This window comes from Helicobacter pylori, assembly GCF_021062735.1.
GTDB classification, from domain to species: Bacteria; Campylobacterota; Campylobacteria; order Campylobacterales; family Helicobacteraceae; genus Helicobacter; species Helicobacter pylori_DN.
The window spans coordinates 148,803-173,240 of the sequence record NZ_JAHXLB010000002.1 but is presented as its reverse complement, the minus strand read 5'-3'; the positions used below and the strand labels follow the sequence as shown (position 1 = coordinate 173,240).

Annotated in this window: 23 protein-coding genes and 2 pseudogenes; 5 read left to right on the top strand and 20 right to left on the bottom strand. The window is 39.8% G+C overall.

Annotated elements, in window-relative coordinates; translation table 11 throughout:
* Positions 1–446: gp7 family phage scaffolding protein (locus KX581_RS02110; protein ID WP_231175453.1), on the top strand; the 446-nt coding region annotated here is incomplete at its 5' end.
* Between the two features lie 8 nt (positions 447–454).
* Here KX581_RS02110 and KX581_RS02105 read toward each other — a convergent pair.
* From KX581_RS02105 to KX581_RS02050, 12 genes and pseudogenes are all read right to left on the bottom strand, one after another.
* Positions 455–1,045: a uracil-DNA glycosylase family protein gene (locus KX581_RS02105; protein WP_231168690.1), complete on the bottom strand. Its 591-nt coding sequence runs from the start codon at positions 1,043–1,045 to the stop codon at positions 455–457.
* Positions 1,046–1,089: 44 nt separating this feature from the next.
* Positions 1,090–2,496 (bottom strand): aspartate ammonia-lyase, encoded by a 1,407-nt coding sequence (gene aspA / locus KX581_RS02100; protein ID WP_001217488.1) that lies wholly within the window; start codon positions 2,494–2,496, stop codon positions 1,090–1,092.
* 57 nt (positions 2,497–2,553) lie between these two features.
* Positions 2,554–3,822 (bottom strand): UDP-N-acetylglucosamine 1-carboxyvinyltransferase, encoded by a 1,269-nt coding sequence (gene murA / locus KX581_RS02095; protein WP_231175452.1) that lies wholly within the window; start codon positions 3,820–3,822, stop codon positions 2,554–2,556.
* A 2-nt stretch (positions 3,823–3,824) separates the two neighbouring features.
* On the bottom strand, positions 3,825–4,232 hold the full coding sequence (locus tag KX581_RS02090; protein ID WP_231175451.1) for a hypothetical protein: 408 nt from the start codon (positions 4,230–4,232) through the stop codon (positions 3,825–3,827).
* Positions 4,233–4,243: 11 nt separating this feature from the next.
* Positions 4,244–5,065, bottom strand: a complete 822-nt coding sequence (gene galU / locus KX581_RS02085) for a UTP--glucose-1-phosphate uridylyltransferase GalU (protein WP_120998106.1) — start codon at positions 5,063–5,065, stop codon at positions 4,244–4,246.
* Positions 5,062–6,744 carry a lytic transglycosylase domain-containing protein gene (locus KX581_RS02080; protein ID WP_231175450.1) on the bottom strand — a complete coding sequence of 561 codons (1,683 nt, stop codon included), beginning with the start codon at positions 6,742–6,744 and terminating at the stop codon, positions 5,062–5,064. The genes galU and KX581_RS02080 overlap by 4 nt, the downstream gene beginning before the upstream one ends.
* 8 nt (positions 6,745–6,752) lie before the next feature.
* Positions 6,753–7,046, bottom strand: a complete 294-nt coding sequence (locus KX581_RS02075) for a YggT family protein (RefSeq protein ID WP_231175449.1) — start codon at positions 7,044–7,046, stop codon at positions 6,753–6,755.
* Positions 7,043–8,362, bottom strand: coding sequence for a glutamate--tRNA ligase (gene gltX / locus KX581_RS02070; RefSeq protein ID WP_231175448.1), 1,320 nt, complete (start codon positions 8,360–8,362; stop codon positions 7,043–7,045). Before gltX ends, KX581_RS02075 begins: the two co-directional genes overlap by 4 nt.
* Positions 8,363–8,525: 163 nt before the next feature.
* Positions 8,526–9,178 (bottom strand): annotated as a pseudogene (gene frxA, locus KX581_RS02065) (NAD(P)H-dependent flavin oxidoreductase FrxA).
* Position 9,179: 1 nt separating this feature from the next.
* Complete coding sequence (locus KX581_RS02060; protein ID WP_231175447.1) at positions 9,180–10,037, bottom strand: NAD(P)-dependent oxidoreductase; 858 nt, start codon at positions 10,035–10,037, stop codon at positions 9,180–9,182.
* 14 nt (positions 10,038–10,051) lie between these two features.
* Positions 10,052–10,555 (bottom strand): SRPBCC family protein, encoded by a 504-nt coding sequence (locus KX581_RS02055; protein WP_231175446.1) that lies wholly within the window; start codon positions 10,553–10,555, stop codon positions 10,052–10,054.
* 13 nt (positions 10,556–10,568) lie between these two features.
* Positions 10,569–11,777, bottom strand: coding sequence for a CCA tRNA nucleotidyltransferase (locus KX581_RS02050; RefSeq protein WP_231175445.1), 1,209 nt, complete (start codon positions 11,775–11,777; stop codon positions 10,569–10,571).
* 62 nt (positions 11,778–11,839) lie between these two features.
* On the opposite strand from KX581_RS02050, the gene queC reads away from it, so the two are divergent.
* Positions 11,840–12,520, top strand: coding sequence for a 7-cyano-7-deazaguanine synthase QueC (queC, locus tag KX581_RS02045; protein WP_231175444.1), 681 nt, complete (start codon positions 11,840–11,842; stop codon positions 12,518–12,520).
* A 50-nt stretch (positions 12,521–12,570) separates the two neighbouring features.
* Here the strand turns inward: queC and oipA are convergent, their stop codons facing one another.
* Entirely contained in the window at positions 12,571–13,485 is a 915-nt protein-coding gene (gene oipA / locus KX581_RS02040) for an outer inflammatory protein OipA (protein ID WP_231175443.1), read from the bottom strand.
* Positions 13,486–13,661: 176 nt separating this feature from the next.
* Here oipA and KX581_RS02035 point away from each other — a divergent pair, with 176 nt between their 5' ends.
* Positions 13,662–14,114 carry a hypothetical protein gene (locus tag KX581_RS02035; protein ID WP_231175442.1) on the top strand — a complete coding sequence of 151 codons (453 nt, stop codon included), beginning with the start codon at positions 13,662–13,664 and terminating at the stop codon, positions 14,112–14,114.
* 136 nt (positions 14,115–14,250) lie between these two features.
* Entirely contained in the window at positions 14,251–14,664 is a 414-nt protein-coding gene (locus KX581_RS02030) for a hypothetical protein (protein WP_231175441.1), read from the top strand.
* A gap of 4 nt (positions 14,665–14,668) precedes the next feature.
* Here the strand turns inward: KX581_RS02030 and hydE are convergent, their stop codons facing one another.
* Genes hydE through KX581_RS02005 form a run of 5 tightly spaced genes read right to left on the bottom strand, consistent with a single transcriptional unit; the run spans position 14,669 to position 20,329 of the window.
* Positions 14,669–16,207 (bottom strand): hydrogenase biosynthesis protein HydE, encoded by a 1,539-nt coding sequence (gene hydE, locus KX581_RS02025; protein ID WP_231175440.1) that lies wholly within the window; start codon positions 16,205–16,207, stop codon positions 14,669–14,671.
* A gap of 1 nt (position 16,208) precedes the next feature.
* Positions 16,209–16,745 (bottom strand): hydrogenase biosynthesis protein HydD, encoded by a 537-nt coding sequence (gene hydD / locus KX581_RS02020; protein ID WP_231175439.1) that lies wholly within the window; start codon positions 16,743–16,745, stop codon positions 16,209–16,211.
* Positions 16,742–17,416 (bottom strand): Ni/Fe-hydrogenase, b-type cytochrome subunit, encoded by a 675-nt coding sequence (cybH, locus tag KX581_RS02015; RefSeq protein WP_231175438.1) that lies wholly within the window; start codon positions 17,414–17,416, stop codon positions 16,742–16,744. Before cybH ends, hydD begins: the two co-directional genes overlap by 4 nt.
* A gap of 12 nt (positions 17,417–17,428) precedes the next feature.
* Complete coding sequence (locus KX581_RS02010) at positions 17,429–19,165, bottom strand: nickel-dependent hydrogenase large subunit (RefSeq protein WP_180629944.1); 1,737 nt, start codon at positions 19,163–19,165, stop codon at positions 17,429–17,431.
* Between the two features lie 9 nt (positions 19,166–19,174).
* On the bottom strand, positions 19,175–20,329 hold the full coding sequence (locus KX581_RS02005; RefSeq protein ID WP_180629943.1) for a hydrogenase 1 small subunit: 1,155 nt from the start codon (positions 20,327–20,329) through the stop codon (positions 19,175–19,177).
* 160 nt (positions 20,330–20,489) lie between these two features.
* On the opposite strand from KX581_RS02005, the gene mdaB reads away from it, so the two are divergent.
* Positions 20,490–21,074: an NADPH:quinone oxidoreductase MdaB gene (gene mdaB, locus KX581_RS02000; RefSeq protein WP_180629940.1), complete on the top strand. Its 585-nt coding sequence runs from the start codon at positions 20,490–20,492 to the stop codon at positions 21,072–21,074.
* 43 nt (positions 21,075–21,117) lie between these two features.
* Here the strand turns inward: mdaB and KX581_RS01995 are convergent.
* Positions 21,118–23,166 (bottom strand): annotated as a pseudogene (locus tag KX581_RS01995) (DUF262 domain-containing protein).
* 206 nt (positions 23,167–23,372) lie between these two features.
* Entirely contained in the window at positions 23,373–24,431 is a 1,059-nt protein-coding gene (locus KX581_RS01990; protein ID WP_231175437.1) for a tetratricopeptide repeat protein, read from the bottom strand.
* Positions 24,432–24,438 lie beyond the last annotated feature (7 nt).

Sequence of the window (24,438 nt, the reverse complement as noted above, 5' to 3'; positions counted from 1 at the left end):
ACCAAAACGCTTATTTAGACATGCTCTATGAAAACCCTTTAAACACCATTGATGGGAAAGCTTACTTTTACCAAGATTTGAGTTTTAAAAAAATCTTAGATTTTTTTAAAACGATTTTAGAAAACGACACGATTTATCACAATAACCCTTCCACTCTTTATCGTGATTTGCATGATCCGTTAGTATCCATTGATGATTTGAGGGTTAATTATGAAAATTTGAGGGTTAATTATGAAAATTTGAGGGTTAATTATGATAATTTGAGGGTTAATTATGATGATTTGAGGGTTAATTATGATGATTTGAGGGTTAATTATGACCGGCTTTTGCAAAACGCCTCGCCTTTATTAGAACTCTCTCAAAACACCACTTTTAAAATTTATCGCAAAGCTTATCAAAAATCCTTACCCTTATTGTGCGCCATAAGGAGATGGGTTAAAAAATAAGGCGTCTTTTAAGACTGATTGAGAAATTGGAGCGCTATTTTAAAATGTGCTAACGCTTCTTTTTTGAGCGTGGGGTTTTTGAGCATGTCCTCTAAAGCATGGGTGCTTAAAAAATGTTTGGTTTTTAAAGACACGATGCGCCCAAAGGATTCTTCTTTAGAAAGGTTTAAAAGGCGTTTGGGCAAAATCTCGCCAAATACCACAATGACTTTTGAAGCGCTGTTGTCTAATTGCCATGTTAAATGAAATAGGCATGCGTTGATTTCTTCTTCTAAATTAAGGCTGTTAGAGTCGCATTTAAGGAGCGATAAAATACTGCAATCTTTTAAGGGGTAGTTAAAAACCTTTTGGATAATGCTCTCTAACATGGCTGCTTTTAAATTGTTTAAGAAATGCAATTGGCTATCCAGCATGGGGGTGAGCGTGATGAAAGCGAGCTTGGAAGTGGGGTTAAAAAGCCCGATCACCGGTTTTGAATGTTGATGGCGTTTGCACAAATTACAATTTTCTATACCCTCATGAACTTGTTTGTTAAGGGGCTTATTTTGGGGCTTGGTAAGGTTGGTATTGGTGTAAGTTTCGCCCAAAAGACGCTCCATATAAAGGGAGCGTAAAGTTTGAAGGCGTGAAAATTGCAAAGCGTTTAATCTTTATGCTTTTTGAAAGCGTGAGGGCTTAGCATGTTTTCTGGCTTGAAAATATCGTCCAGTTGCTCTTTAGTTAAGATTTTCTTTTCTAAAGCGATGTCATAGATAGAACGATCGCTTTTTAAGGCTTCTTTAGCGATCATAGCGGATTTTTCATAACCGATATGAGGGTTTAGCGCGGTAACAATGCCAATGCTGTTAAAGACATAATCGTGGCAAATCTTTTCATTAGCCGTGATGCCTTCCACGCATTTAGTCGTTAAAGTTTCAATCGCACGCCCTAAAATCACAAAGGAATGGAAAAGCTTGTAAGCGATAACCGGCTCAAACACATTGAGTTGCAATTGCCCTCCTTCTGCGGCTAACGCCACGCTCAAGTCATTCCCAATCACCGCAAAGCACACTTGATTGACCACTTCAGGGATCACCGGATTGACTTTACCGGGCATAATAGAGCTACCCGGTTGCATTTTGGGTAAATTGATTTCATTCAGCCCGGCTCTAGGGCCTGAGCTGAGCAACCTGAGATCGTTACAAACTTTAGAAAGTTTGACCGCAATACGCTTTAACACCCCACTCACTTGCACATACGCTCCCGTGCTTTGAGTGGCTTCTATCAAGTTATTAGCCATGACAAAGGGGCGGCCCGTTACTTCTTGGATTTTCTTTTCAATCAAACTGCGATAATCCGGGTGCGAATTGATCCCTGTGCCAATAGCCGTGCCTCCTAAATTAAGCTCTCTTACCCAATTCCTAGCGTCTAAAACCTGCTCAATATCCCTATCAACCATCAAGGCATAAGTTTCAAACTCTTGCCCTAAAGTCATAGGCACAGCGTCTTGAAGCTGGGTGCGCCCCATTTTAATCACATGGGAAAATTCCTTAGCTTTTTGAGCGAAAGCGTCCCTTAAGGCTTTCATGGGGGCGACTAGATTGCTCAAGCGCTCATAAATCGCAATTTTTAACGCGCTAGGATAGGCGTCATTAGTGGATTGAGAGCGATTGACATGGTCGTTTGGGTGGCAAAATTGATACTCGCCCTTTTGATGCCCCATGTATTCTAAAGCCAAATTAGCAATCACTTCGTTCATGTTCATGTTCGTGCTTGTGCCAGCCCCCCCTTGAATCATATCCACAATGAATTGATCATGGTATTTGCCATCAATGAGCAAATCGCACGCATGGCAAATCGCAATTTTAAGCTTTTCATCAATCAATCCTAATTGCGCATTCGCTAAAGCAGCCGCTTTTTTGACTTGAGCGAAAGATTTGATAAAAACAGGATAACTGCAAAGCTTGTCGTTGGTAATGAAAAAATTTTCACTCGCTCTTAAAGTTTGGATCCCGTAATAAACTTCATCGCTAATTTCCATTTGCCCAATGAAATCATGCTCAATACGCATAAAAGCTCCTTATGTAATAATTAAAAAATATTCTAGCTATTGTAACCAAATCTTGGATTATTTTTCTTTTAAGCGCAACACTTTTGCCCCTAAGGCGTTGATTTTATCCTCTAATCTCTCATAACCCCTATCCAAGTGGTAAATCCTATGCACCCTACTCACGCCCTTAGCCACTAATGCGGCTAAAATGAGAGCCGAAGAAGCCCTTAAATCCGTCGCCATCACATCGCTTCCGGTAAGCTCTGTGGATCCGCTAATGGTAGCCACATTCGTTTTTAGGCTGATATTAGCCCCCAAGCGTTGCAATTCGCTTGCATGCATGAAGCGGTTTTCAAAAAGCGTCTCTTCAATCACGCTCGTCCCCAAACACTGCGTGGCTAACGCCATGAATTGCGCTTGCATGTCTGTGGGAAAGCCTGGGTATTCTTTCGTGGTGATTTCAAAGGCTTGTCGTTGTTTGGCCGGATAGATTTCTATAGAATTTTCTTGAATGTCTAGCGAAAAACCAATTTCTATGAGCTTATCCGTGATCGCTTGAAGATGGTTAGGGATGATACGATTGATTTTAAGCTGGCTGTTAGTGATAGCCCCTACGCACAAATAAGTGCCTGCTTCAATCCTATCGGGTATGATTTGAATGTCTTTTAAATTTAAAGCGTCGCTTTCTACCCCCCTAATCTTTAACTCGCTGCTGCCAACACCCTCAATTTCTACCCCCCCACTCTGTAAAAACGCGCACAATTGAGCGATTTCTGGCTCTTTAGCCGCATTAATGATGCGCGTGATCCCTTTAGCTAAGCTTGCTGCCATGAGAGCGTTTTCTGTGCCTGTAACGCTGATTTTATCAAATAAAATATCATTCCCTTTCAAGCCTTTAGGGGCTTTTGCATGGATATAGCCTTGCTCAATTTTGATTTCAGCCCCTAATTGTTGCATCGCTTTTAAGTGCAAATCCACTGGCCTTGCTCCTATAGCGCACCCACCGGGCAAACTCACCAAGCATTCTTTAAAACGCGCTAATAGTGGGCCTAAAACCAAAATGGAAGCGCGCATTTTACGCACCAAATCGTAAGTAGCTTCGGTGTGGCGTAAGGATTTGGCACTGATTTGAAGCGTGTTAGGATCAAGCCATTCTAAGTTAGCGCCTAAATTTTGCAACAATAACGCCATCGCCTTGATATCCACCACTTGGGGCAAAGATTTGATTTTGACTTCCTGTTGGCTTAAAAGCGTGGCGGCTAAAATGGGGAGCGCGGAGTTTTTCGCCCCAGAAATTTCTACCCCCCCTTTTAAAGGGACTTGTCCTACAATCTCTAAAAAATCCAATTCTATCCTTTTTCTTTTTTATTCTTAAGGGCTAAGCCGGTAGCGTTAGCGATTTTTTGCGCATGACTAGGGTTAGCTTTTTCTAATTCTTGCCCAAAATTAATAGCGTCTTCTAATTCAAAAAATTCTGAAGCGACTAAATTTTGAATCGTTTCTAACCACAGAGTTTCTTTGTCTTTGGGGCAAATTTTAAAACGCTCATTGAAGTCGTTTTTCAGTTTTTCTAAAGCTGACGCGCTTTTAAGGTTTTTGATTTGTTCGCTCAAATCTTTTAAAGAGAGGCTTTTATTAGGAAGATTTTGTTTTAAGGGGGGGCGAGAAAGCCTCCAAACAAGCCCCACCAATAACACAGGCAGCAAGCATGCAAAGAGGATCAAATACATGTAAGCATAATAAATCAAATTGCCCATGTTGATAAGATTTACAAGCGTTTTTTATAATAAGCGTTACTCGCTTCAATATAGCCTTCCACGCTCCCGCAATCGTATCGTTTGCCTTTGAATTGGTAAGCGATGATGCGCTTTCTTTTGGCTTGAGTGAGTAAAGCGTCTGTGATTTGGATTTCATTGTTTTTACCCGGTTTAGTCTCGCTTAAAATTTCAAAAATATCCGGAGTTAAAATGTAGCGCCCTATCACGGCTAGGTTGCTTGGAGCGTCTTCTTGATTTGGTTTTTCCACCATGTCTTTAATCTCATACACCCCCTCTTCTAACCATTCGCCCCTGATCACGCCGTATTTTGAAACTTCTTCTAGCGCCACTTCTTCAATGGCTACAATGGAGCATTGGTATTTTTGATACAATGAAGTCATTTGCTTTAACACGCTAGGATAATCATGGCTTATGCATAAGTCATCGGCTAAAATCACCGCAAAAGGCTCATTGCCTATGAGGGCTTCTCCGGTTAAAATCGCATGCCCTAGGCCTTTCATTTGCTTTTGGCGCACATAGGAAAAACAGCATTTCTCTATAATGTTACGAATGCTTTTTAGGGCGTTTTCTTTGTTAGTGCCTTGGATTTGATGCTCTATTTCATAGCTCGTGTCAAAATAATCTTCTAAACTGCGCTTGTTTCTTCCTGTAACAATCGCCATCACTTCACAGCCCGCTTCCATCGCTTCTTCCACAGCGTATTGGATTAAAGGCTTATCCACAATGGGTAGCATTTCTTTAGGAATGGTTTTAGTGATCGGCAAAAAGCGCGTGCCATAGCCAGCGGCAGGAAAAAGGCATTTTTTAATCATGGTTTGTCCTTTGAGTTAAGAGTTTGTTCTAAAAATCCATCAATAGGGATGAAATTCCCAAAAATTTCTTGATAAATCAAGTAATTGAGCATGACCCTAAAGCCATACAAACGGGTTTCGCTATAAGGCATAAGCTCCATGCTAAGCCATGGCTCAAAATGATTTTTTTCTTTAAATCGTTTGGAACTTTCTAACCACCTCCTTAAAAACCCAGGCCCAGCGTTATAAGCGTAGGCGACAAAAAGGGGGTGGTTGAATTCTTTTTTCAAATGGTTCAAGTAATAATTGCCAAGTTTGAGAGCGATGTTGGGGTTAAACATGTCGTTTAGATCAATGTTATCCATGCCAAGGCGTTTAGCGAAAGGCCCTACATTAAAGGGCATGATTTGCATAAGCCCCAGAGCGAACGAGCGCGAAATGACTGCCGGGAGCAAAAAGCTTTCTTGCCTAGCGATCGCATACGCCATAGCCTTTTCATCAACATTTTGCCATTCAATAATGCCTTCATAAGGGGATAAATAATAATAAATCTTGTCTTTATTGTGTTGGCTTAAAAGATAGGTCAATTCAGGGGCGCTTTTTTCATAATACAAGCTTTTTAGCATCGCATTAAACGCGCCCTCATCTTTCAAACTCAAGGTTTTTTCCTTAAAAATTTGCCACGAAAAAGGATCGTAGGTGTTAAAAGGAGGGTCTTCTTGACTTAAATTTTGGATGTGAGAAATGATGCGGTAACTGGGCGTGGTTTGGAGCTTGCGGCTCGCATAAAGACTATAGAGGTTTAAGGCGGGGCTTTGTGAAAGGCGTTCCAAAGTTTTTTTCTTTTTAGAGACTAAATACTGCCAAAAAATCGCTCTGTCTTTTGAAAAATCATCATCTTTAACCACCGCTTCTGAGCGTTCAAAATACTTGAGCGCTTTAGAGGGTTTTTTGCGCAAGATTTCATTAATCCCTAGAATAAAAAAGGTTTGCGCGTTGCTGTGGGTAGCGTTACTTTTAGCCAGAGCGTCTTTAAAATGATCCAATTTAGGATCTAAAATAACTTGATAGATCAAGCGGTTAAACGCCGGGTAATCTTCATCTAAAAGGCGGTTTAACTCTTTAATAGGGATATGCTTTTCAAAAATTTGGAGCTTTTTTTCATAACTCAAATGATTGAAAAGCGTGCTAAACACTTGCGCGTTAGCCTTAAACAAAGAAGCGCTCACATGCTTACTTTGCAAGATTTCTAATTCTTCATAGAGAACGGGGTAAGCCTCTTTGATTTTAATTTGTAAGGGCTTAAGGGTTTGAAGGGGGATTTTATCAAAATCTCTGATTTTTGATTTTAAAGCGATAGCGATACAACTCGCTTGGAAAGTGTCTGTTGTTTCCAACATGCTTTCTAGGGTAATTTGCTTGCAATAAATATCTTCAGGCAATTTAACATCAGGGCTTTTTTCTGCATTGTCTGAGCCTTTTTCTTGCATGGCCTTTTGTAGGGCGTTATTTTTATTTTGAGTCAATTCATAGGCTTTTTTAGCGTTTTCTAAAGTGGTTTTTTTATCGCTAATATAACGCCATAAATAATAATCCCTAACGATCCCGGCGGGCTTTTTTTCTAAATCTTTTAAATTGAACTCGGTTTGAGAAAAACCAACGCCAAGCGCACCGATAAAAAATAAAATAAAAAAACGCATGATTTTCTTTAAAGGTTTTTAGCAAGCATGAAAAACCACTGAATGAGCGTGAGATCCAAGAATTTCAAAACAATGACCACTACTAAAGGAGAGAAATCCAACCCGTTAAACACCAACTTGAATCTAGAGCGTAAAAAATAAAACACCGGCTCACATAAGCGAGAGAGGATTTGCATGATGGGGTTATTAGGGTTAGGCTGCACAAAGCCAATAAGCGAATAAATGATCACCACCCACATATAAATCGTAAGGAGCGAGCTTAAAATCACCGCTATCGCATTAATAAGGGTAGAAAATATCATGCTTTGAGCCTTAAAACTTCTTGATGATGGCTTTGGATATAGGGGAAGATCAAAGGCAATTCAACGCCATGCGAGTTCCCGGTTAAAAGAATGCGCAAAGGTTTGAAAAAATCCTTACCCTTAAGCTGGCTTAATCGCATGGCTTCTTTTTTAAAACTTTCAAAATCCTTATACGCTTGAAAATCCATGCTTTTTAGAGCGTTAAAAAGCGCTAAACAACGCTCTTTAAAATCTTCATTTTCATAAGTTTTAACAATATCCTTTGGCTCTAAAAACAACGAAATTTTTTCTTTCAATTCTAAAAGCGTGCCGCATTCTTCTATAAATAATCTTAAAAGCCCTAGGAGGTTTTTATCTTTTATTGAAGTGAGTTCTAATAACTTTTCATCGTCTAAAAGCTTTAAATGCTCGTGGTTTAAGTGTTTTAAATATTTTAAATTAAAATGAGCCGGGGAACTGGAAAGATTTTCTAAACTAAACCATTCTATCGCTTCATCAAGGCTAAAAACTTCCTTAGGTACTTTATTACCGATAGTGATGAGGTAATTTGCAATCGCAACCGGTAAAAACCCTTGATTCAAAAGCCATTTCACGCTGGAGGCTTCATCTCTTTTGCTCATCTTTTTACCGCTTACTTCATCTAAAATAATGGGCAAATGCGCATAAACAATCGGATCACTTGAGCCTAAAGCTTGCTGGATTAAGATTTGTTTGGGGGTGTTACTCACATGATCTTCGCCTCTAATGATCAGACTGATTTCATAGAGCAAATCATCGCATGCACAAGCGAAATTATAAGTAGGGCTTTTATCCTGTCTCAAAAGCACAAAAGAATCCAATTCATCAGGCTCAAATTCCACTTCTTTTTTAATCGCATCATTGAAAGACACCGCATGATTTGGGGCTTTTAAACGCACCACAGGGGCATGGTTTTTGTCTTTTTCTAAAGTGGCCCACTCGTTTAAATACCTGAAAGGGCGTTTTTCATTCTTGGCTTTTTCTTTTTCTCTTTCTAAAAACTCCGCACTCGCATAACAATAAAACGCTTTATTTTCTTTCAGTAATTTTTCTGCCATTTCTCTGTGATAATCTATGTTATGGCTTTGATACACGAGCTTGTCCCAACTTATCCCCATAAGCTTTAAAATCTCTAAAATTTCTTGGTCTTTGCCTTCAATGTTACGCTCTTTGTCCGTGTCTTCAATGCGAATGAGAAAGGGTTTGTGTTGCTGTTTGGCTACAATGTAATTGAAAATGGCTGCCCTTAAATTCCCTATGTGCATATCCCCTGTAGGCGAAGGCGCAAAACGAAGCATAAAAACCCTTTATTTAAAAATAGTTTTTGATTATACCTAAAGAATACTTAATTGTGTTGTGGTAGTTCTGTTTTATCAAACATGAATGGGCATCATTTAAGAGATTAGCGCTTGGCTAACGCCAAGCTTTTTATGGTTGGTTATCAAAAAGCTAAAAGCGTTTTTATTCAATCACTTCATAAATAACTTCTGTCTTCCAACGGGTTTTAGGGGTGATTTCTTGGTTGCGATAACCAAAACAAGCCATTACCGACACGCCAAATTCCGCCGTGTTCAGATAGCCCTTTTCCTCTAAATAAGCCTCCACTTTTTCTTGATCATACCCTTCAATCGGGCAAGAATCAATCCCTAACATGGCCGCTGCCATCATCATGTTCGCCATTTGGATATAAGTCTGCTTGCTGGCCCAATCAAACAAAGATCGTTCGCTATTGAGTTTCATATCGTTCTCTTGGAAATTTTTGATGATTTGAGCGAACCTGGAATTGGTGTCATAATCCCTTTTTTTAACTTCATGCATCACTTTCTTAACGTAATCGCTGTCATAAGTAACGCCTTTTCGCGCAAGATAAATGACAAAATGGCTCGATCCCTCTAAACCAAAAAGCGCCCCCCAGGCCATCGGTTTTAAATCTTCTTTCATGCGTTCATTTTTCAATAAAAGCATTTTCCATGGTTCAAGCCCGATTGAAGAAGGGGCTAATCTCCCCACTTCAACCAAAGCTTCCCAATCCTTTTGGGAAATACGGCGATTGGGATCGTATTTTTTGCAGCAAATCGTCGGTGCTGTAAAGCAACCACTTGTTCTCTGTCCATTTTAATGTTCTCCTTTTTCTAAATAATGATAAACGGCTGCCATATCCATTTCGCCTAAACCGGATTTTTCCGCTTGAGAATAAAGCTCTTGCGCTTTAGATAAGAATGGTAATTGAATCGCCTCTCCTGCTTCATTGTTAGCTAAACGAATGTCTTTGAGCATGAGTTTCAAACTGAAAGCGGCCGGATAGCTATCTTGCAACCACATGCCTTTTTTAGCTTGAAAGAGAGGCGAATTCATGCCAGATTGGCCAATAATTTGTAAAAACAACTCTGCATCAACTCCTAAATGTTTGGCTAACAGCAAAGCTTCTGAATAAGCGACCCCCATTTGAGCCAAAAGGCTATTAATGGATAATTTAGCCCCTGTCCCTTGACCAATCTTACCCAAATAAAAAGTTTGACTCCCCAAATGCGCCAAAACAGGTTTGAGTTTAGAGATAACTTCTTCATCGCCTGCCGCTAAAATCAATAACGCCCCGGCTTTGGCTGCGCCAACCGATCCTGAAACGGGCGCTTCAAGGTAGGTTACTTGATGCTTTTGAGCGATTTTTTCTAAAGATAAGCTTTCCAAAGGGGCGATAGTGCTCATATTCACCACGATTTTTTTAGACATCTGTTCCCAAAATTCTGGCGCTAAAACAGCATCAATCGCCGTTTTATCCGAAAGCATGGTAAAAATCAGATCAACTTTAGCGGCCAAATCTATGGGGCTAGTATAAACCACTACGCCCTTTTCTTTTAAGGAGACTGCTTTGCTCTCTGTTCGGTTATAAACCGACACTTCTAAATTTGCATCATGCAAGCGAGCCGCCATAGGAGTCCCCATAGCCCCTAGTCCAATCCATCCGATTTTCATTCAATCCTCACTTATTAGCGTGAATACGCCACTAAACCATCTAACCAAGCTTGATGGCCATTTAGCATCGCATTAGGCACAGATTTCGCTAAAGCTTTAGCAGAGACTCCTAACTGAGTTTCTTGGGTTAAAATACGCACACGATCATTATCTAATTTTTCAACTAGCCATGCGTGATAGACTTCAAGATACTCATCGCCTTTAGCTTCATTCCAACCTCTCCAAGCCAAACGCAGTATGGTGTCTTTCAATTCAAACTCTTCCACCTGTGCCTCCACTAAAAAGCCAAAAGTTTCAAAACGGAAACGAGTCTTGTCTTTAAGAATAGTATTGTCTTGATTATGCATGCGGACATTCCCTGAATTTTTGTAATACTTTTCCCAATGGGACGCGTCTCTTAAGTGTTGCACCACTTTATTAAAATCCAAACCTTTGACAATGACTTCATTGGACACAAAATTATCAGTCTCTCCTGGAACCCATTTCTTAGGCCATTGAATCGCATTCATCGTTATCATGTTTTCTCTGTTTTTAATTTTTTCTGCCTATTGGCGAGTGATTTATAGCATCATTAGGTAAATAATGATCTTTAACCCATTTTATCAGCCACTCTAAAGCGTTATTTTTAGGATTTTCAATGACTAAATTTAAGCATGCGTTTAAAATTTCGCCGATTTTTTGGTGCTGATAACCCAAGCTTTGAAGCGCACCGCCCTTAAGGGCTAGGTGCTCTTTTTTAAAAGGCTCGTTAGAATCAAAGATTTCTTTTAATAATCTTTTAATTTTTAAAGCGTGTTTGGGGTTTTTGAGTGCATAAAAATCTAAAGCCAAATTAAAAGGCTCTAAATCGTAGTTTTTCAATAAAAATTTTAACTCTGTTTTGTTATGAATATTTAAAAAAGCTTTATGGCATTCTTTAGCTTGAGTAAATAAAACACATGTTTTTTTAGGGTATCGTAGATTTTCTAAACTTTTTTGATGTTTAAAAAACCCTAACAATCTTAATTCCAGATTGAAAGGCACGTTTTTTAAAAACCCTAAATTTTCTATTTTTTCTTGAATAACCAACTCTAAAATTTCTTGATATTCTTTGGCCACTTCATAGGCGTTTTTCCCCATAAGAAGCTTATTCAACTCGCTTTGTAAGCGCTCTTTGGAGAGGTGTTTTAACAAATCCTTACACGCAAAAACCGCTCTTTTGGTGTTTGGCGCTATCTTAAAGCCTAAAGTCGCGCTAAATCGCAACGCTCTTAAAATCCTTAAAGCGTCTTCAAAAAACCTCAATCGCGCTTCCCCCACGCATTCAATCGTTTGATTTTCAATCGCATTCTGCCCTTTAAAAGGATCAATAATCCCTTTTGTAGGGCTATAAGCGATCGCATTCATGCTAAAATCGCGCCGCTTTAAATCGTCTGTCAAATGAGCGCTAAAAACCAATTCTTTAGGCTTTCGGTGCTTGATATGCCCTTTTTCAATTCTAAAAGTTGTGATTTCATAGCTCTGATGGTTTTTAAGAGCCGTGATCGTGCCATGTTTGATGCCGGTTTCTAGCACCCTAAAATGGCGCTTTAAAAGAAGCTCTTTACTTTCATTGACTAAAGCGTTTGAGGTTAAATCGTAATCTTTTGGGGTAATACCCATTAAATGATCGCGCACGCACCCCCCTACCAAGTAAAGCTCATAAGGGGATTTTTCATAAATGTCAAACAATTCTTTTAATTCTTTGTCTAGTTCAAACACGCTTTTTACTCTTAAAATTTCTTTGTGTTATTATATCTTTTTAGAATTTTCAAGGAATTTTGATGGAACAAGAAATTTGTGCAATCAGTTTTAGTGGCGGGCAAGACAGCACCACTTTAGCCGTATGGGCGAAAAAGCGTTTTAAAAAAGTCCATTTAGTGGGGTTTGATTACGCGCAAAAACACTCTGTGGAATTAGAATGCGCTCAAAAAATCGCTTCTCTTTTACAACTCCCCTATGAAATCATCTCATTAGATTTTTTAGAAAATATCACCCACTCTGCGCTTTTTAAAAACTCTAACGATTTAATAGGGCATTCGCATGCGCAAAATAAAGATTTACCCAACTCTTTTGTGCCTAATCGTAACGCTATTTTTATCACCCTTTTGCATTCTTATGCGCAAAAAATAGGGGCTAGTAACATCGCTTTAGGGGTTTCGCAAGCGGATTTTAGCGGCTATCCGGATTGTAAAGAAGATTTCATTAAAAGCATCGAGCATGCGCTCAATTTAGGATCAAACACGGCGATTAAAATCCTAACGCCTTTAATGTTTTTGAATAAAGCGCAAGAATTTCAAATGGCTAAAGATTTGGGGGCTTTAGATTTAGTCATCAAAGAAACGCACACATGCTATCAAGGAGAGCGAAAGATTTTGCATGCTTATGGTTATGGCTGCGATGAATGCCCGGCATGCCAATTGAGAAAAAAAGGCTATGAAGAGTTTGAATCTCATCAAAAATAAGGCTTTGTTTTAAAAAACCAACTAAAAAAAGCGTGTCTTAATTTTTAAAGTTATTTAAAGTTATATGTATAGTTAAGATAAACGCTCACCACTCTTTTATAATCCAATTTATCCCCATAATTATCGCTATAGTAATTGACTTTAAAAGCTGGCACTTTAACCCCTAATTCAACACTAGAACCCCCAAGATATATTTCATCGCCATAGCGATCAATATCGTATTCATCGCTATTATAACGAACGCCAAATTTTCCTTGTAACTGAAAAATCGTGTGGCTCTTGACTTGATTAAAAGGGGTGAGATTGTTGCTTGCAAACCAAGTGCTAGCCCCTACATCCATGCCAATCACAAGCCCTGAAGATTTTCTAAATACATGCCTTGATACTTTTTTTAATGTATTAGCGTCTAGCGTTCTGCCGGTCATGTCTTTGTAAAATATAGAGAGCCCTTTTACCCTTCGTTCAACATATTCTTGGGACGCTCGCTTATCGTTAGTCCAATTAATGAGCAAATCCGTATTGAAACCATAGGGTAAAAAAACGATTAAACCGCTGCCAGGAACAGAACCAACGCCACCAAGTTGGTAACCGAAAAAAAGAGAGTGCCTAAACCCTATAATCCTTTTTTTACCCAAAAAATATTTATACCCAAAGCTGAGTTCATTAAAAAGACCGCCCGATCCACCATTTCCTGCGAATCGGTTAGCGATTTTTGTTGAATCTTTCACTTTGTTTAAGGCGTTTTGTGCATCTCTTATGGCTTTTGTGTTTTGTTCGGGGAATAATGAATTTTTTGCGTTATTGATCGCTTGATTTAAGGCGTTTTCTGCTGAAGCTTTTTCGCCGATGCTGCCTTGTCCTTTAATATAGCTTCCTTCTGCAAAATTTAAACCCAAATAAAATCCATTCCTTTCAGCGTGGAGCCAAAACAAGAAAGAGAGAAAGAGTAAAAGGGTTTTTTTCATGGTTTTTCTTTGGTTTAAGATTTGATATTATGACTAGGTAGTTTATCATAAAAATAAGATTTTAGTTATTGGGTTTTAATGGAAAACAAAATTAAAATGAAATAGCCACAAAAGCTTAATGGATATTGAATTAAAAACATGTTAATCTTTAGTTATTTTTAAATTTAGGAAATCCCATGCATCAAAACAATAAAACTTTTTTACCCAACCAATCCGCTCACCTCTCTAAAACCATTCTTTTTTTAAACGCTGGCTTTTTAGCCTATCTGTTAAGCGCTTGTGGGGCGAATGTGCCTATAGAAGAAGTGCTAGTTAAAGATCCTAAAGAGACTAAAGCCCAAGAAGTCGCCAGAGAAGAAAAGGCTATCCAGCAAGAAAACGCCACTATTGATGCGCACACCACGCCCTTAATCAATCGTTTCACTAATTATAACGCTTATGGGTCTTTAAACGGCTTTTACAATTCAGTGGATAATCTCAATTCGCCCATGCAAAACGGGATGTATGGAGGCTATTACATGCCTTATTATTACATGCCCTATGGTTTCATGCCTTATGGGTCTGGCCTTATGCCTTATGGGCCTTATGGGTATGGAGCGCCTGGATACTTCCCTTACGCTTTTTATTGATTAGCTTAAAACAGCTTGCACTAAACAATAAGCGTGTTGGTGTTTTTGCTCAAACGCACTTGTGTTTTCTAATGGTTATTTCTAACATGCTAGGGTGGTGTGATAGAAAAAGACTATATTAAGAGGAGATATTCTTATGCGTATAGTTAGAAATTTATTTCTTGTATCGCTTGTGGCTTGTAGTAGCGCGTTTGCAACAGATTTAGAAACCGAAACCAAAAACGGCAAAAAGAGCAGTAAAAAGTTTTACAAACTCCATAAAAACCATGGATTAAAAACCGAGGCTAAAAACGACAAAAAGCTTTATGATTTCACTAAAAATAGCGCTTTAGAAGGCATAGATTTAGAAAAAAGCCCTAAGCTTAAAAGCCATAAAAAAAGCGATAAAAAATTTTACAAACAACTCGCTAAAAACAATATCGCCGAAGGGGTGAGCGTTCCAATCATTGACTTCAATAAGACTTTATCTTTTGGACCTTATTTTGAAAGGACTAAAAGCAAAAAAACCCAATACATGGACGGCGGGTTGATGATACACATCCGCTTTTAAGCCCTTATTCATAATCCAAAAACTCGTGCGTTTTAAGGGCTAGGGTTTTAGGGAAATACCGCACAAACAAATCCAAAAACACTTTTTCGCCAAAGAAATCCCCAGCGATCGTTACTTCTTGGACGCTAAAATTTTGTGCGTTATCCCAAATGAAATTCCCTAAAAACTCCGCTAAAGAATCCAAAATCCCCAAACTCAAGATTTCATTTTCCACGCCTGCGAGCCTGAAACTCATCGCGCTGTGCATGATCTTTGAAAAGTTTAAAGCCATTTTCAAAGAATCGTCTTTAAGGATTTTATAATCAATCCTAGGGCCTTTAGGGCGTAAGCATTCTTTGGCCAAAGGAATAACGCTCTGCGTGCAAAAATCCTCGCTATAACCCAAAACAAACCCTAAAATGCGAAAAAAATCCAATAAATTCGCGCCCCCTAGATTGTATTTAGAAAGCTCTAAAAGGCGCGCGTAAAAATCAGGGAATTTAGTAGCGTAGTTTTGTAGCATTCTGGAGGCTTTTTCATCTTGTTTGAGGAGGTTAAATATTTGATTGAAATCAAAACTAATGCTTAAAAGCGTTTTTAAAGAACCATTAGCATGCAATAACAACCTTGTAGGGCGCTTGAAACTAAAATATAGAACGATAGAATTGGGGGTTGCGCTTAAAAACTCTAATTCATCTTTAAAGGGAAAGGTAGAAAAATTATTTTCTAGCACGAATTTTTTAGTGGGTGTGATCAAGCGTTTAGGGGTTTTAAAAAGCGCTTCATAATGTAACAGCGCTTCACAAGAACGGCTTTCATGCATAAAAACAAATTCTATCCCCTCATCTTGTAAAATACGGCACAATAAATTCAATATGGGGTCATAGGGTAGTTGGGCTATGATTTCATCGTTTTTAAAAGTGTCTTTAAACACGCTTTTTAATGGGGCTTTGATGGATGGTTTTTCCAAACTGGCCAAATATTTAGCGTCCTCTAAAGGCAATTTAGTGCAGCTCAAAACGCTAGAAAGATCGCTAAAAATAACGCTTGGAGAGGGATTTTTTAAAGAAAGGGATAACGCCCCCCTAGAAGTGTGAACAGGGATAAAATCCTGTGTTTTGAGCATGCCTTTTAATTGGGTTAAGCAATCTATAAGCTCTTTAGGGCTATGGATTATAGCCCCCTTAAAAGCGGTGTTTTTGACAAAACCCAACGCATTGGCATACAAAGATGAATTTTTGTCTAAAAAATCTTGATGCTCTTTAGCGTTCATAAAAAGGGGCTTTGAAGGGCTTGTTGTTTGGAAAAGATTTTCATCTAAAGGCTCTGCGATCTCCTTTAAAGACAAAAAGCTAAAATCCAAAGAAAAGGGCAAGATCTCGCTTAATTTTTGCGCGAACTCTAAAGTGGTTTCAGCGCTCGCTTGGAGGTAGAAAGAAGCGGTATTGTCCTTATAAACACTATAAAAACGCGCTTGCAAATCGCATGCCATTTGCTCTAAAAGGGGCGTAAAATTCAGGCTTGTTTCTTCATTAACGCATTTAAAAAGAAAAACAAACGCCAATTCAAAAACCCTTATAAGAGAGTTCAGCAATACATTCTAATGCGATATGATCGGTGCGTTGCATTTGAACTCCCCATGCGTTGAGTTGGTTTTCTATGGCTTTTAAGGCGGTTTCTAAAGCGTTTAAAATCTCGCTTGAAAGCTTGAAAGTAGTCTCGCTCCCTATCACAAAAGGCACAAGCCCCACGATAAAAGTTTTAGGCAGATCCCCTAAAAACTCCGTGAGCCTTAAAGTGTGTAGCATTTCCACCTCATGAGCGCTCCCAGCCCATGTGATTTCTTTAGGAGCGTCCTTAAAATCAAAGGCATAGACTGAGCCTATCTCAACGCCTTTAGCGCTCACGCAATCCAAAATCAAAACCTTTTCATACGAAGTGATTAAAGGAATGAGCTGTTGTGCCATAGTCCCCCCATCTATAATATCCACGCTAGGGAAAAAAGAAAAATTCTTTTTAAGGTAGTGGGCTAGATGCACCCCAATCCCTTCATCGCCAAAAAGGATATTGCCAATGCCTAGAATTAGGATTTTTTGACTCATTCTTTGGTATAACCATAGCCATTAATCATAGAATCCGCCCCCGAACTTTCATACCTAATAGAATGGAAAAACACCATATAAACATGCACAGGGACAAACAAAATAATCCCCCAAGTCGCTAAGTGGTGGATAAAACGAACATTCGCTAACCCCCCACAAAGCACCTCAAACCACTTAAAAGCGCTTCCTAAAAACGCTCCAAGCCCCGCATGATAGACATTATAATACAGCACTATCCCGCTCAAACTCATCAACACGATCAAAACAACCAAAGTGAAATAAGCCACGAGCTGGATAGGGTTATACGCTCCTTTAGTGTGGGGTTTGCCGCTGATAAGAAAATACGCTTTCATCTGATCTATCCAAGCTTTTGGGCTTAAAAGTTGGCTAAAACTCCTGCGTTCCATCAAGCTTTCTTTAGTGAAAAAAAGATAGGTTCTAAAGATTAATGCACTAATGAGCAAAAACCCAAACATGACATGAAAAGAGCGCACATAAGCTTGTAAAAGATACACCCCTTTATAAAAGCTGGAATTAGGCTGCAAAAAAGGGTAAGCAATGTAAAACCCTGTAGCGATTAAAGTAAAAATACTCAAAGCCCTAACCCAATGGAAAAAGCGCACAAAACCTGAATACTCTTTGTGTAAAACGACCTTATTCATTTTATCCATGCGTAACCCTTTTTAGAATTTAGCGAAATTAGGCTCTACTTTAAACTCGTTTAAAGACTGTCCTTTAAAATCCATCACATGCACTGAGCATGCGATGCATGGGTCAAAAGAATGGATAGTCCTAATGATTTCTAAAGGCTGGGTTAAATCAGCGATTTTAGTGCCAATCAAGCTCATTTCATAAGCCCCCCTTTGATTTTGAGAATCTCTAGGCCCCGCATTCCAAGTAGAAGGCACCACCGCTTGATAATTTTCCACCACGCCGTTTTTAATACGCACCCAATGGCTTAGCATGCCCCTTGGCACTTGACCAATATAGCGCCCTTTATATTCTTGATTTTTATCAATGTGATAAGGAACGCAAGTGCTTTGATCGCTTTTTAGATTTTCCACTAACGCATCAAACGCCAAAAGGCCATTATCAGCGATCGTTTTAGCTTCAATACACCTTGCAGCTGTGCGCCCAAGCGTTGAAAACAACGCCTCTAAAGGCAGTTTAGTGTCTTTTAAAAACTTAGTAGCCACTTCAGTAACATAGGGGTTTTTCGCCGCTAAACCTACCACTACGGAACTTAAAGGGCCTACTTCCATGGGCTTACTATCGTATCTGGGCGATTTTATCCAAGAATATTTATTTTTAGTGTCAAGCACTTTAGCAGGGATGATTTTATTTTCAATCCCCACGCTCTCGCCGTCTTTTAAACCGGTATAATGCGGGTTAGTTTGCCCGTCATAAGGGTGGAGTTGCACTTCTTTAGTGTCTTCATATTGATACCAAGAATGCGTAACCTCTTCTTTAATCAAACTCTCATCAATGGGGTGCAGTTTAGAAATATCCCCATCAAGCACCACCCCACTACTCAAAAGGTATTTATCCCTTCCGAGCAACACTTCTTCATAAGCGATAAAATTCCTTAAGCCACAGCCTTTAATGACAGATGGTTCGTTAGCGAACATTTCGCCTGCCATCACCAAATCAGGGTAATAAGCATGGTTGATAAAATTAGCCACCACTTCAAACTTGCTCTTCCATTCAGCCAATCTCGTCGGATCCAATATATCCATAACACTCGTAACACCCCCCACCGTTAGGCTTTGTGGGTGAGGCTGTTTGGCCCCAAAAATAGCGGTCATTTTCGCTGCTTCCCTTTGGATTTCTAAAAGCTTGAGGTAGTGGCTTAAGACGATTAAATTTTGCTCTGGGCTTAAACGATAGGTTTTATGCCCATAGTAGCCGTTACTAAAAGGCCCTAAAGATCCGCCTTTAGCGAAATCATTCAAGCGTTTTTGAACCGCTTTTAATTCGCCGGCACCGGTATTAATGGGATAAGGGCTGTATTTGAAAGAAAGTTTTGCCGCTTGAATGGGATCGGCTTTTAAAGCGCTCATAATATCGCACCAATCAAGCCCATGCAAAGTATAGAAATGCACCACATGATCATGAAAAAGCAGTGCCATGTTCATCAAAGATCGCACCAATTGCGCGTTCAATGGGGGGGTAATGCCTAGAGCGTTTTCTACCGCTGTGATGCCGGCCTTATAATGCGAATAAGTGCATACCCCGCAAATCCTTTGAGCGATGAAGCCTGCATCTCGTGGATCTCTGCCTTTAATGATCGTTTCTAGCCCCCTAAAAAGCGTAGAAGAAGAAAACGCATCAGTGATCACATTATCATCATCTACGATCACTTCAATCCTTAAATGCCCCTCAATCCTGGTGATAGGATCGACTACGATTTTTTTTGACATGTTAATCCCTTACTCTTTGTTTTTGATCGCTTTAGAAAGGAGCACATGCGCGACAATGCCAATAGCGGTTGCGCTCAGCAAAGTCGTGCCTACTTTATCCGCTACTTTATCAGCCCCTAATCCATCAAAGGCGGTTTTAATGGAGCGGTTCGCCAAAGGCTCTTCAAAAGGACTCATCGTATCCCAAAAATTAGGCTCAGAACACCCTATGCACCCATGCCCTGCGCCTATGGGCCAAGAAGTGTGTGAATTGAAGCGGAGTTTGGAGCAATTGTTGAAAGTGTAAGGCCCTTTACAGCCCATTTTATACAAACAAAAGCCCCTTTTAGCGTTTTCATCGCCAAAATGTTCCACAAATTCGCCCGCATCAAAATGTCCTCTCCTTTCGCACAAATCATGGATCCTATTCCCATAAGCCCAAGAGGGGCGGTTATACGCATCCAATTTAGGGAGAGCCCCAAACATCAAGTAATAAAGCACATTGCCCACGATATTTTTTTCACTAGGCGGGCAACCGGGAACATTGATCACGGGTTTATCAATGATTTTATGCAAGGGTTGTGCGTTAGATGGGTTAGGGTAAGCCGCTTGAACGCCCCCAAAACTTGAGCATGTGCCTATGGCAAAAATAGCGGCTGCGTATTGAGCGGCTTTTCTGCACTCTTCAGCCCCCGTTTCAGCGTTTGGGCCTTGAGTGAGAAAGTATTCCGTGCCTTGGGGGATACCGCCCTCTACCATTAAAATGTAATTGTTTTTATGCTTTTCTATGGCGTCATGCAAGCTTTTTTCAGCCTGAAAACCGCTCGCTACCATGATGGTCTCATGGTATTCTAGGTTGATGTAATCAAAGATAATGCTATCAATGGTGGGGTCTGCGCTCCTTAACAAGCTCTCGCTACAGCCGGTGCATTCTGCCATGTGCAACCAAATCACAGGCAATCTGTTAGCCACTTCCACCGCTTTCAAAGTCAAGGGAGCGAAACTAGCCGGCAAGGCTAGAGTTGCGCTCATCATGCCCGCCCACTTCAATAAATCACGCCTGGAAATGCCCGCACCTTTAAACTCATCTTGTAAGTTTTTATGCTCGTTATGGGCGTTAAACGAACTAATTACTTCAAGGCGTTCTTCAATCTTTTGATAGGTCTTTTTTTCATCGTAGAACATGACCACTCCTTAACTATAAATTTTCATTATCTTAACATAATAAAAATAATGTAGTGGCAATTGATTATTTTTTAACTTTTATTTTAGATGAAAGAAATTTCTTTAACATTAAGTTTCATTTGGATAAAATTCCCCCCTATTTTATTAAAAAAGGAACAAAATGAAAAAAGTACTCATCATTAATGGGGGCAAAGCGTTCGGGAGCTCTGGGGGGAAACTCAATGAAACCTTGACTGATCATGCAAAAAAGACTCTAGAGTCTTTGGGGCTAGAAGTGGATACTACGATCGTGGATAAGGGCTATAATCATAGCCAAGAGGTGGAAAAGATCGTTAGTGCTGATGCGACGATTTGGCAAATGCCTGGCTGGTGGATGGGAGAGCCTTGGATTGTGAAAAAATACATTGATGAAGTCTTCACTTCAGGGCATGGGAAGCTTTATGCTAGCGATGGCAGGAGTTCGAAAAACCCCACTAAAAACTACGGGAAAGGGGGCTTGATGCAAGGCAAAAAATACATGTTGAGCTTGACTTGGAACGCTCCCATTGAAGCCTTTAATGATCCTAGTGAATTTTTTGAAGGGGTGGGTGTGGATGTTGTGTATTTGCATTTGCATAAAGCGTTCCAATTTTTAGGGCTTTCAGCGTTGCCCACTTTTATCTGCAACGATGTGGTGAAAAATCCCCAAGTGGAGCAGTATCTTAACTCCCTAACCACGCATTTGCACCAAGCTTTTGGCAAGTGATTTTAAAATTTTTTTAACCCCCCCATTTCTTTGGGGGGCTTGTTTATTCCACAATAAAATCTCTGGGATTAAGATCGCAGCCTAAGATAAGATCCTTAAGATTACTGCCCACCGTTTGATAACTCGCATTGCTCACAAAGTAGAATCCGTATTTTTCAAAAGGCACAACCAAAGTGCCATCTCTATCCCTTAATTGCGCTTTTGCTTTATCCCAACAAATATATCTTTGATATTCATCGTCTGTGTAGCTTTCAAAGGCTTCTCTGGCGTTTTCTAATAAGTAGTCTATGACAGCGCTAGCCAATTCCTTAGCGTTTCTTGCCATGTGCCTTTGGCCATTGGGGAGCTTAACGCTTTGAAGATTATGGGAAGTTAAGTCATCATCAAGGGTTTTGTGAAGCTCTCTGGTGCGGTATTCTTTAGGCAAATCTTTAAACAATCCCACTTGACAGAATTGATCCGCTAAATATTCGCTCCTATTCCTCACTTCTTCTATCCCCCAAGAATGGGTGTTATTGATGAAATAGTCGTTTAAATGCAAGGAGCTGTATTCTTCCATAAGTGCAATTTTTGCCTCGTAAGGTTTGTTGCCAAGCTTTTAATTTTGCCCTGATAAGGTCAGATTCCCAAAATTATTGAGGCAGTCTTGTTCAAAAGTGAAATAGTCCCCCACCATGTCGCGCCATTCTTGGGTGGGGGTTTTTGGGTAGAAATGCTCCACTTCTAAACTCTCTTCTTTTGGCGGTTCAGCGTTACTTAATTTTTCTATCTCAAGCAAGATGAATTTGCACACTTGATTTGCTGCATAAGCGTTACGAACAGCAAACGCCACCTTAATTTTATCGTCATTGGGGAACGCCGCTTGACCAACGCTCTTGCCCAAATACCGCTTCAATGCATCGGCTGAAACATTTTCTAGCTGTCTGTATAAAGAATAAAGAAGTTCAGTAAGTGCAGGGACAGGATCCCCGCACACGCTTCGGCGCACGAAGTAGCTAATAAGGATTTGCAAGATTTCATGGAAGTTTTCATAATCCAATTTGCCTTCTTCAAAATCTCTAGCGCAACGCAAAATAAAGGGCTTTGCCACGCCAAATTTGATTTTCACAAGATCTTTAATGCACAAGCGTAAATTCGCTAACTGTTGCGGACCTCCACGATGTAAAAAATAATGATCTCTGTCTAAAAAGATTTGATAGATTCTGCCATATTCACGCATATCGCTCATAAGACCTTGTATATCATCAGAGAAATTTTCTCTGTGGTGGTCTTTTAGCGCGTAATACACTTCGCGCTCTCCCTCTTTTACCTTATCTTCAAAATAGATCCTAAGGTAAGTTTTGATAAAATCATTCAAGTCTTTTTCACCAAGCCAATTTTCTAAAGGAACCCAATAAGTATCATAGAGATGTTTCTGTCTGTCAGAATTTTCTCCCATCATCAGATAGTTGCGGATGAGATCTAGCCCTTTTAATTGCACGCCTGTAGCGTTGATGCTCTCAAACACCACTTGCGGATCGTCTTCGCCCAACTCTAAGCCTATGGCTACGATTTTAAGCCGCAAAAATGCGCCATAAATCTCTTCTATGCGATACCCTTTGCTGATATAATTGTCAAGCTCTTTGGTGAAAAATTTATAATTATTCCTAATGTGTGATACGCCTTGTATTTCATGCGATCGATTTTGCATGACCAGATCAAAGGCTTCTTTGTCGCTTTTAATGGGCTTGAGACGCAACTTTTGTCCGGAAAGATTGAGTAGTCCGTTAATTTCTTTTTTTATCTCTTCATTTGGTATCTTGGTCTCTATGGCTTTAAGCAAAAGCATGATGGTGGTAATCCTTTGCTGCCCGTCAATGATGACAAATTCTTGCAGTTTCCTTAAGCTCTTTTCATCATCAATCAAATGCAAAATATAAGTGATAGAACCCATGAAATGCGTTTTTTTATTTTGAGAAATACCGATAATATCTTGCAGTAATTTTTCGCAATTTTCTTCTTCCCAAGTGTAGTTCCTCTGGTATACAGGGATAGAAAATATCGTGCCTGTTAAGGCAAAAAAGTCGTTAACGTTGCTTTGTTTCGCTTCCATCGCTTTTCCTTTTAAGTGAGATTATCATTGCACCGAGTATTAAATCAAAAAAAAAGAGCTTAAATTTTTGAAAAAACCGCAATTTGCGGCTGAATTTATTCAAAAAAATAAAAGAGCTTTGCGCAAAGCAAGTAGTAATCTCTTAAAAATGCGATCTTTAGGGGGGTTTAGTTAATGGGAGCGAGAATGATTTCAAAATACCCCTACTAGGGTATCTCATAAGAATTATACGGCATGAACAAGCGCCCGTAATTAGGATTCACGCGCAATAAATGCTCTTTGAAATTCCCGTAATTACGGCAGCTTGACTCAAAACCATTATCGCACGCATACGAGAATAAATCCAAAGCCCTTTGATCGTCTTGAGGCACGCCTAAGCCCTTTTGATACAGCACGCCTAAATTGTTACAGCTCCCCAAAATCCCCCCATCGCATGCCATTTGGAAATATTTCGCTGCGTAGTGGTTGTTCAAAGGAGCCCCTAAATCCCCATTCGCATAAATCCAGCCTAAATTCGCGCACCCCATCATATCCCCCGCGTTACAAGCCAAATAATTCAAATCCACTTGACTGAGCTGTGCCTTATCAATGCCATAAATATTATTCACATTAGACATCAAGCCCAGATTATAACACCCCATATCATTCCCATTCTCGCATGAAAATTTATAATAACTTATCGCTTTGTAATAATCTTTTGGGACCCCACTCCCATTAGCAAACATCCACCCCAAATTATTGCATGCGATCATATCCCCCCCTTGACAAGCCACCGCATACAATTGCAAAGCGTTTTCTTTATCGTTTGAATCAGCGTTTTTTTTGTTTTCATACATTTGAGCCAGATTCGCACAAGCGGTCGCATCGCCCCCACTGCAACCCATTTCATAATAGCGAGCGGCTTTTAATCTGTTGGTTTGGATCCCTACCCCATTAGCATACATCGCTCCCACTGCAAAACACCCGGCCGCATTACCATTATCGCACGATTGGGAAAAAAGCTTGAAAGCCCCTTGATAATCGCCCTTTTTAGCCAAATCAATACCGGCAGAAAGCTCGGTTTGAGCGTTTTCAGGCGAACCTAATTTGTCTAACAGGTTAGAATTATCGTTTTTAGGAGTGATCTGGGTGTTAGGGTTTGGCGCGCCCTTAGCGTTAGCGGGGTTTAATTCAGGGGGCGTGTTTTTTGGGGCTTGATTATTTTCTTCAGCACCGCTAATCTGTAAGACTAAAAAAACAAGCAATAACAAACTTTTTTTGAGCATTCTTTTA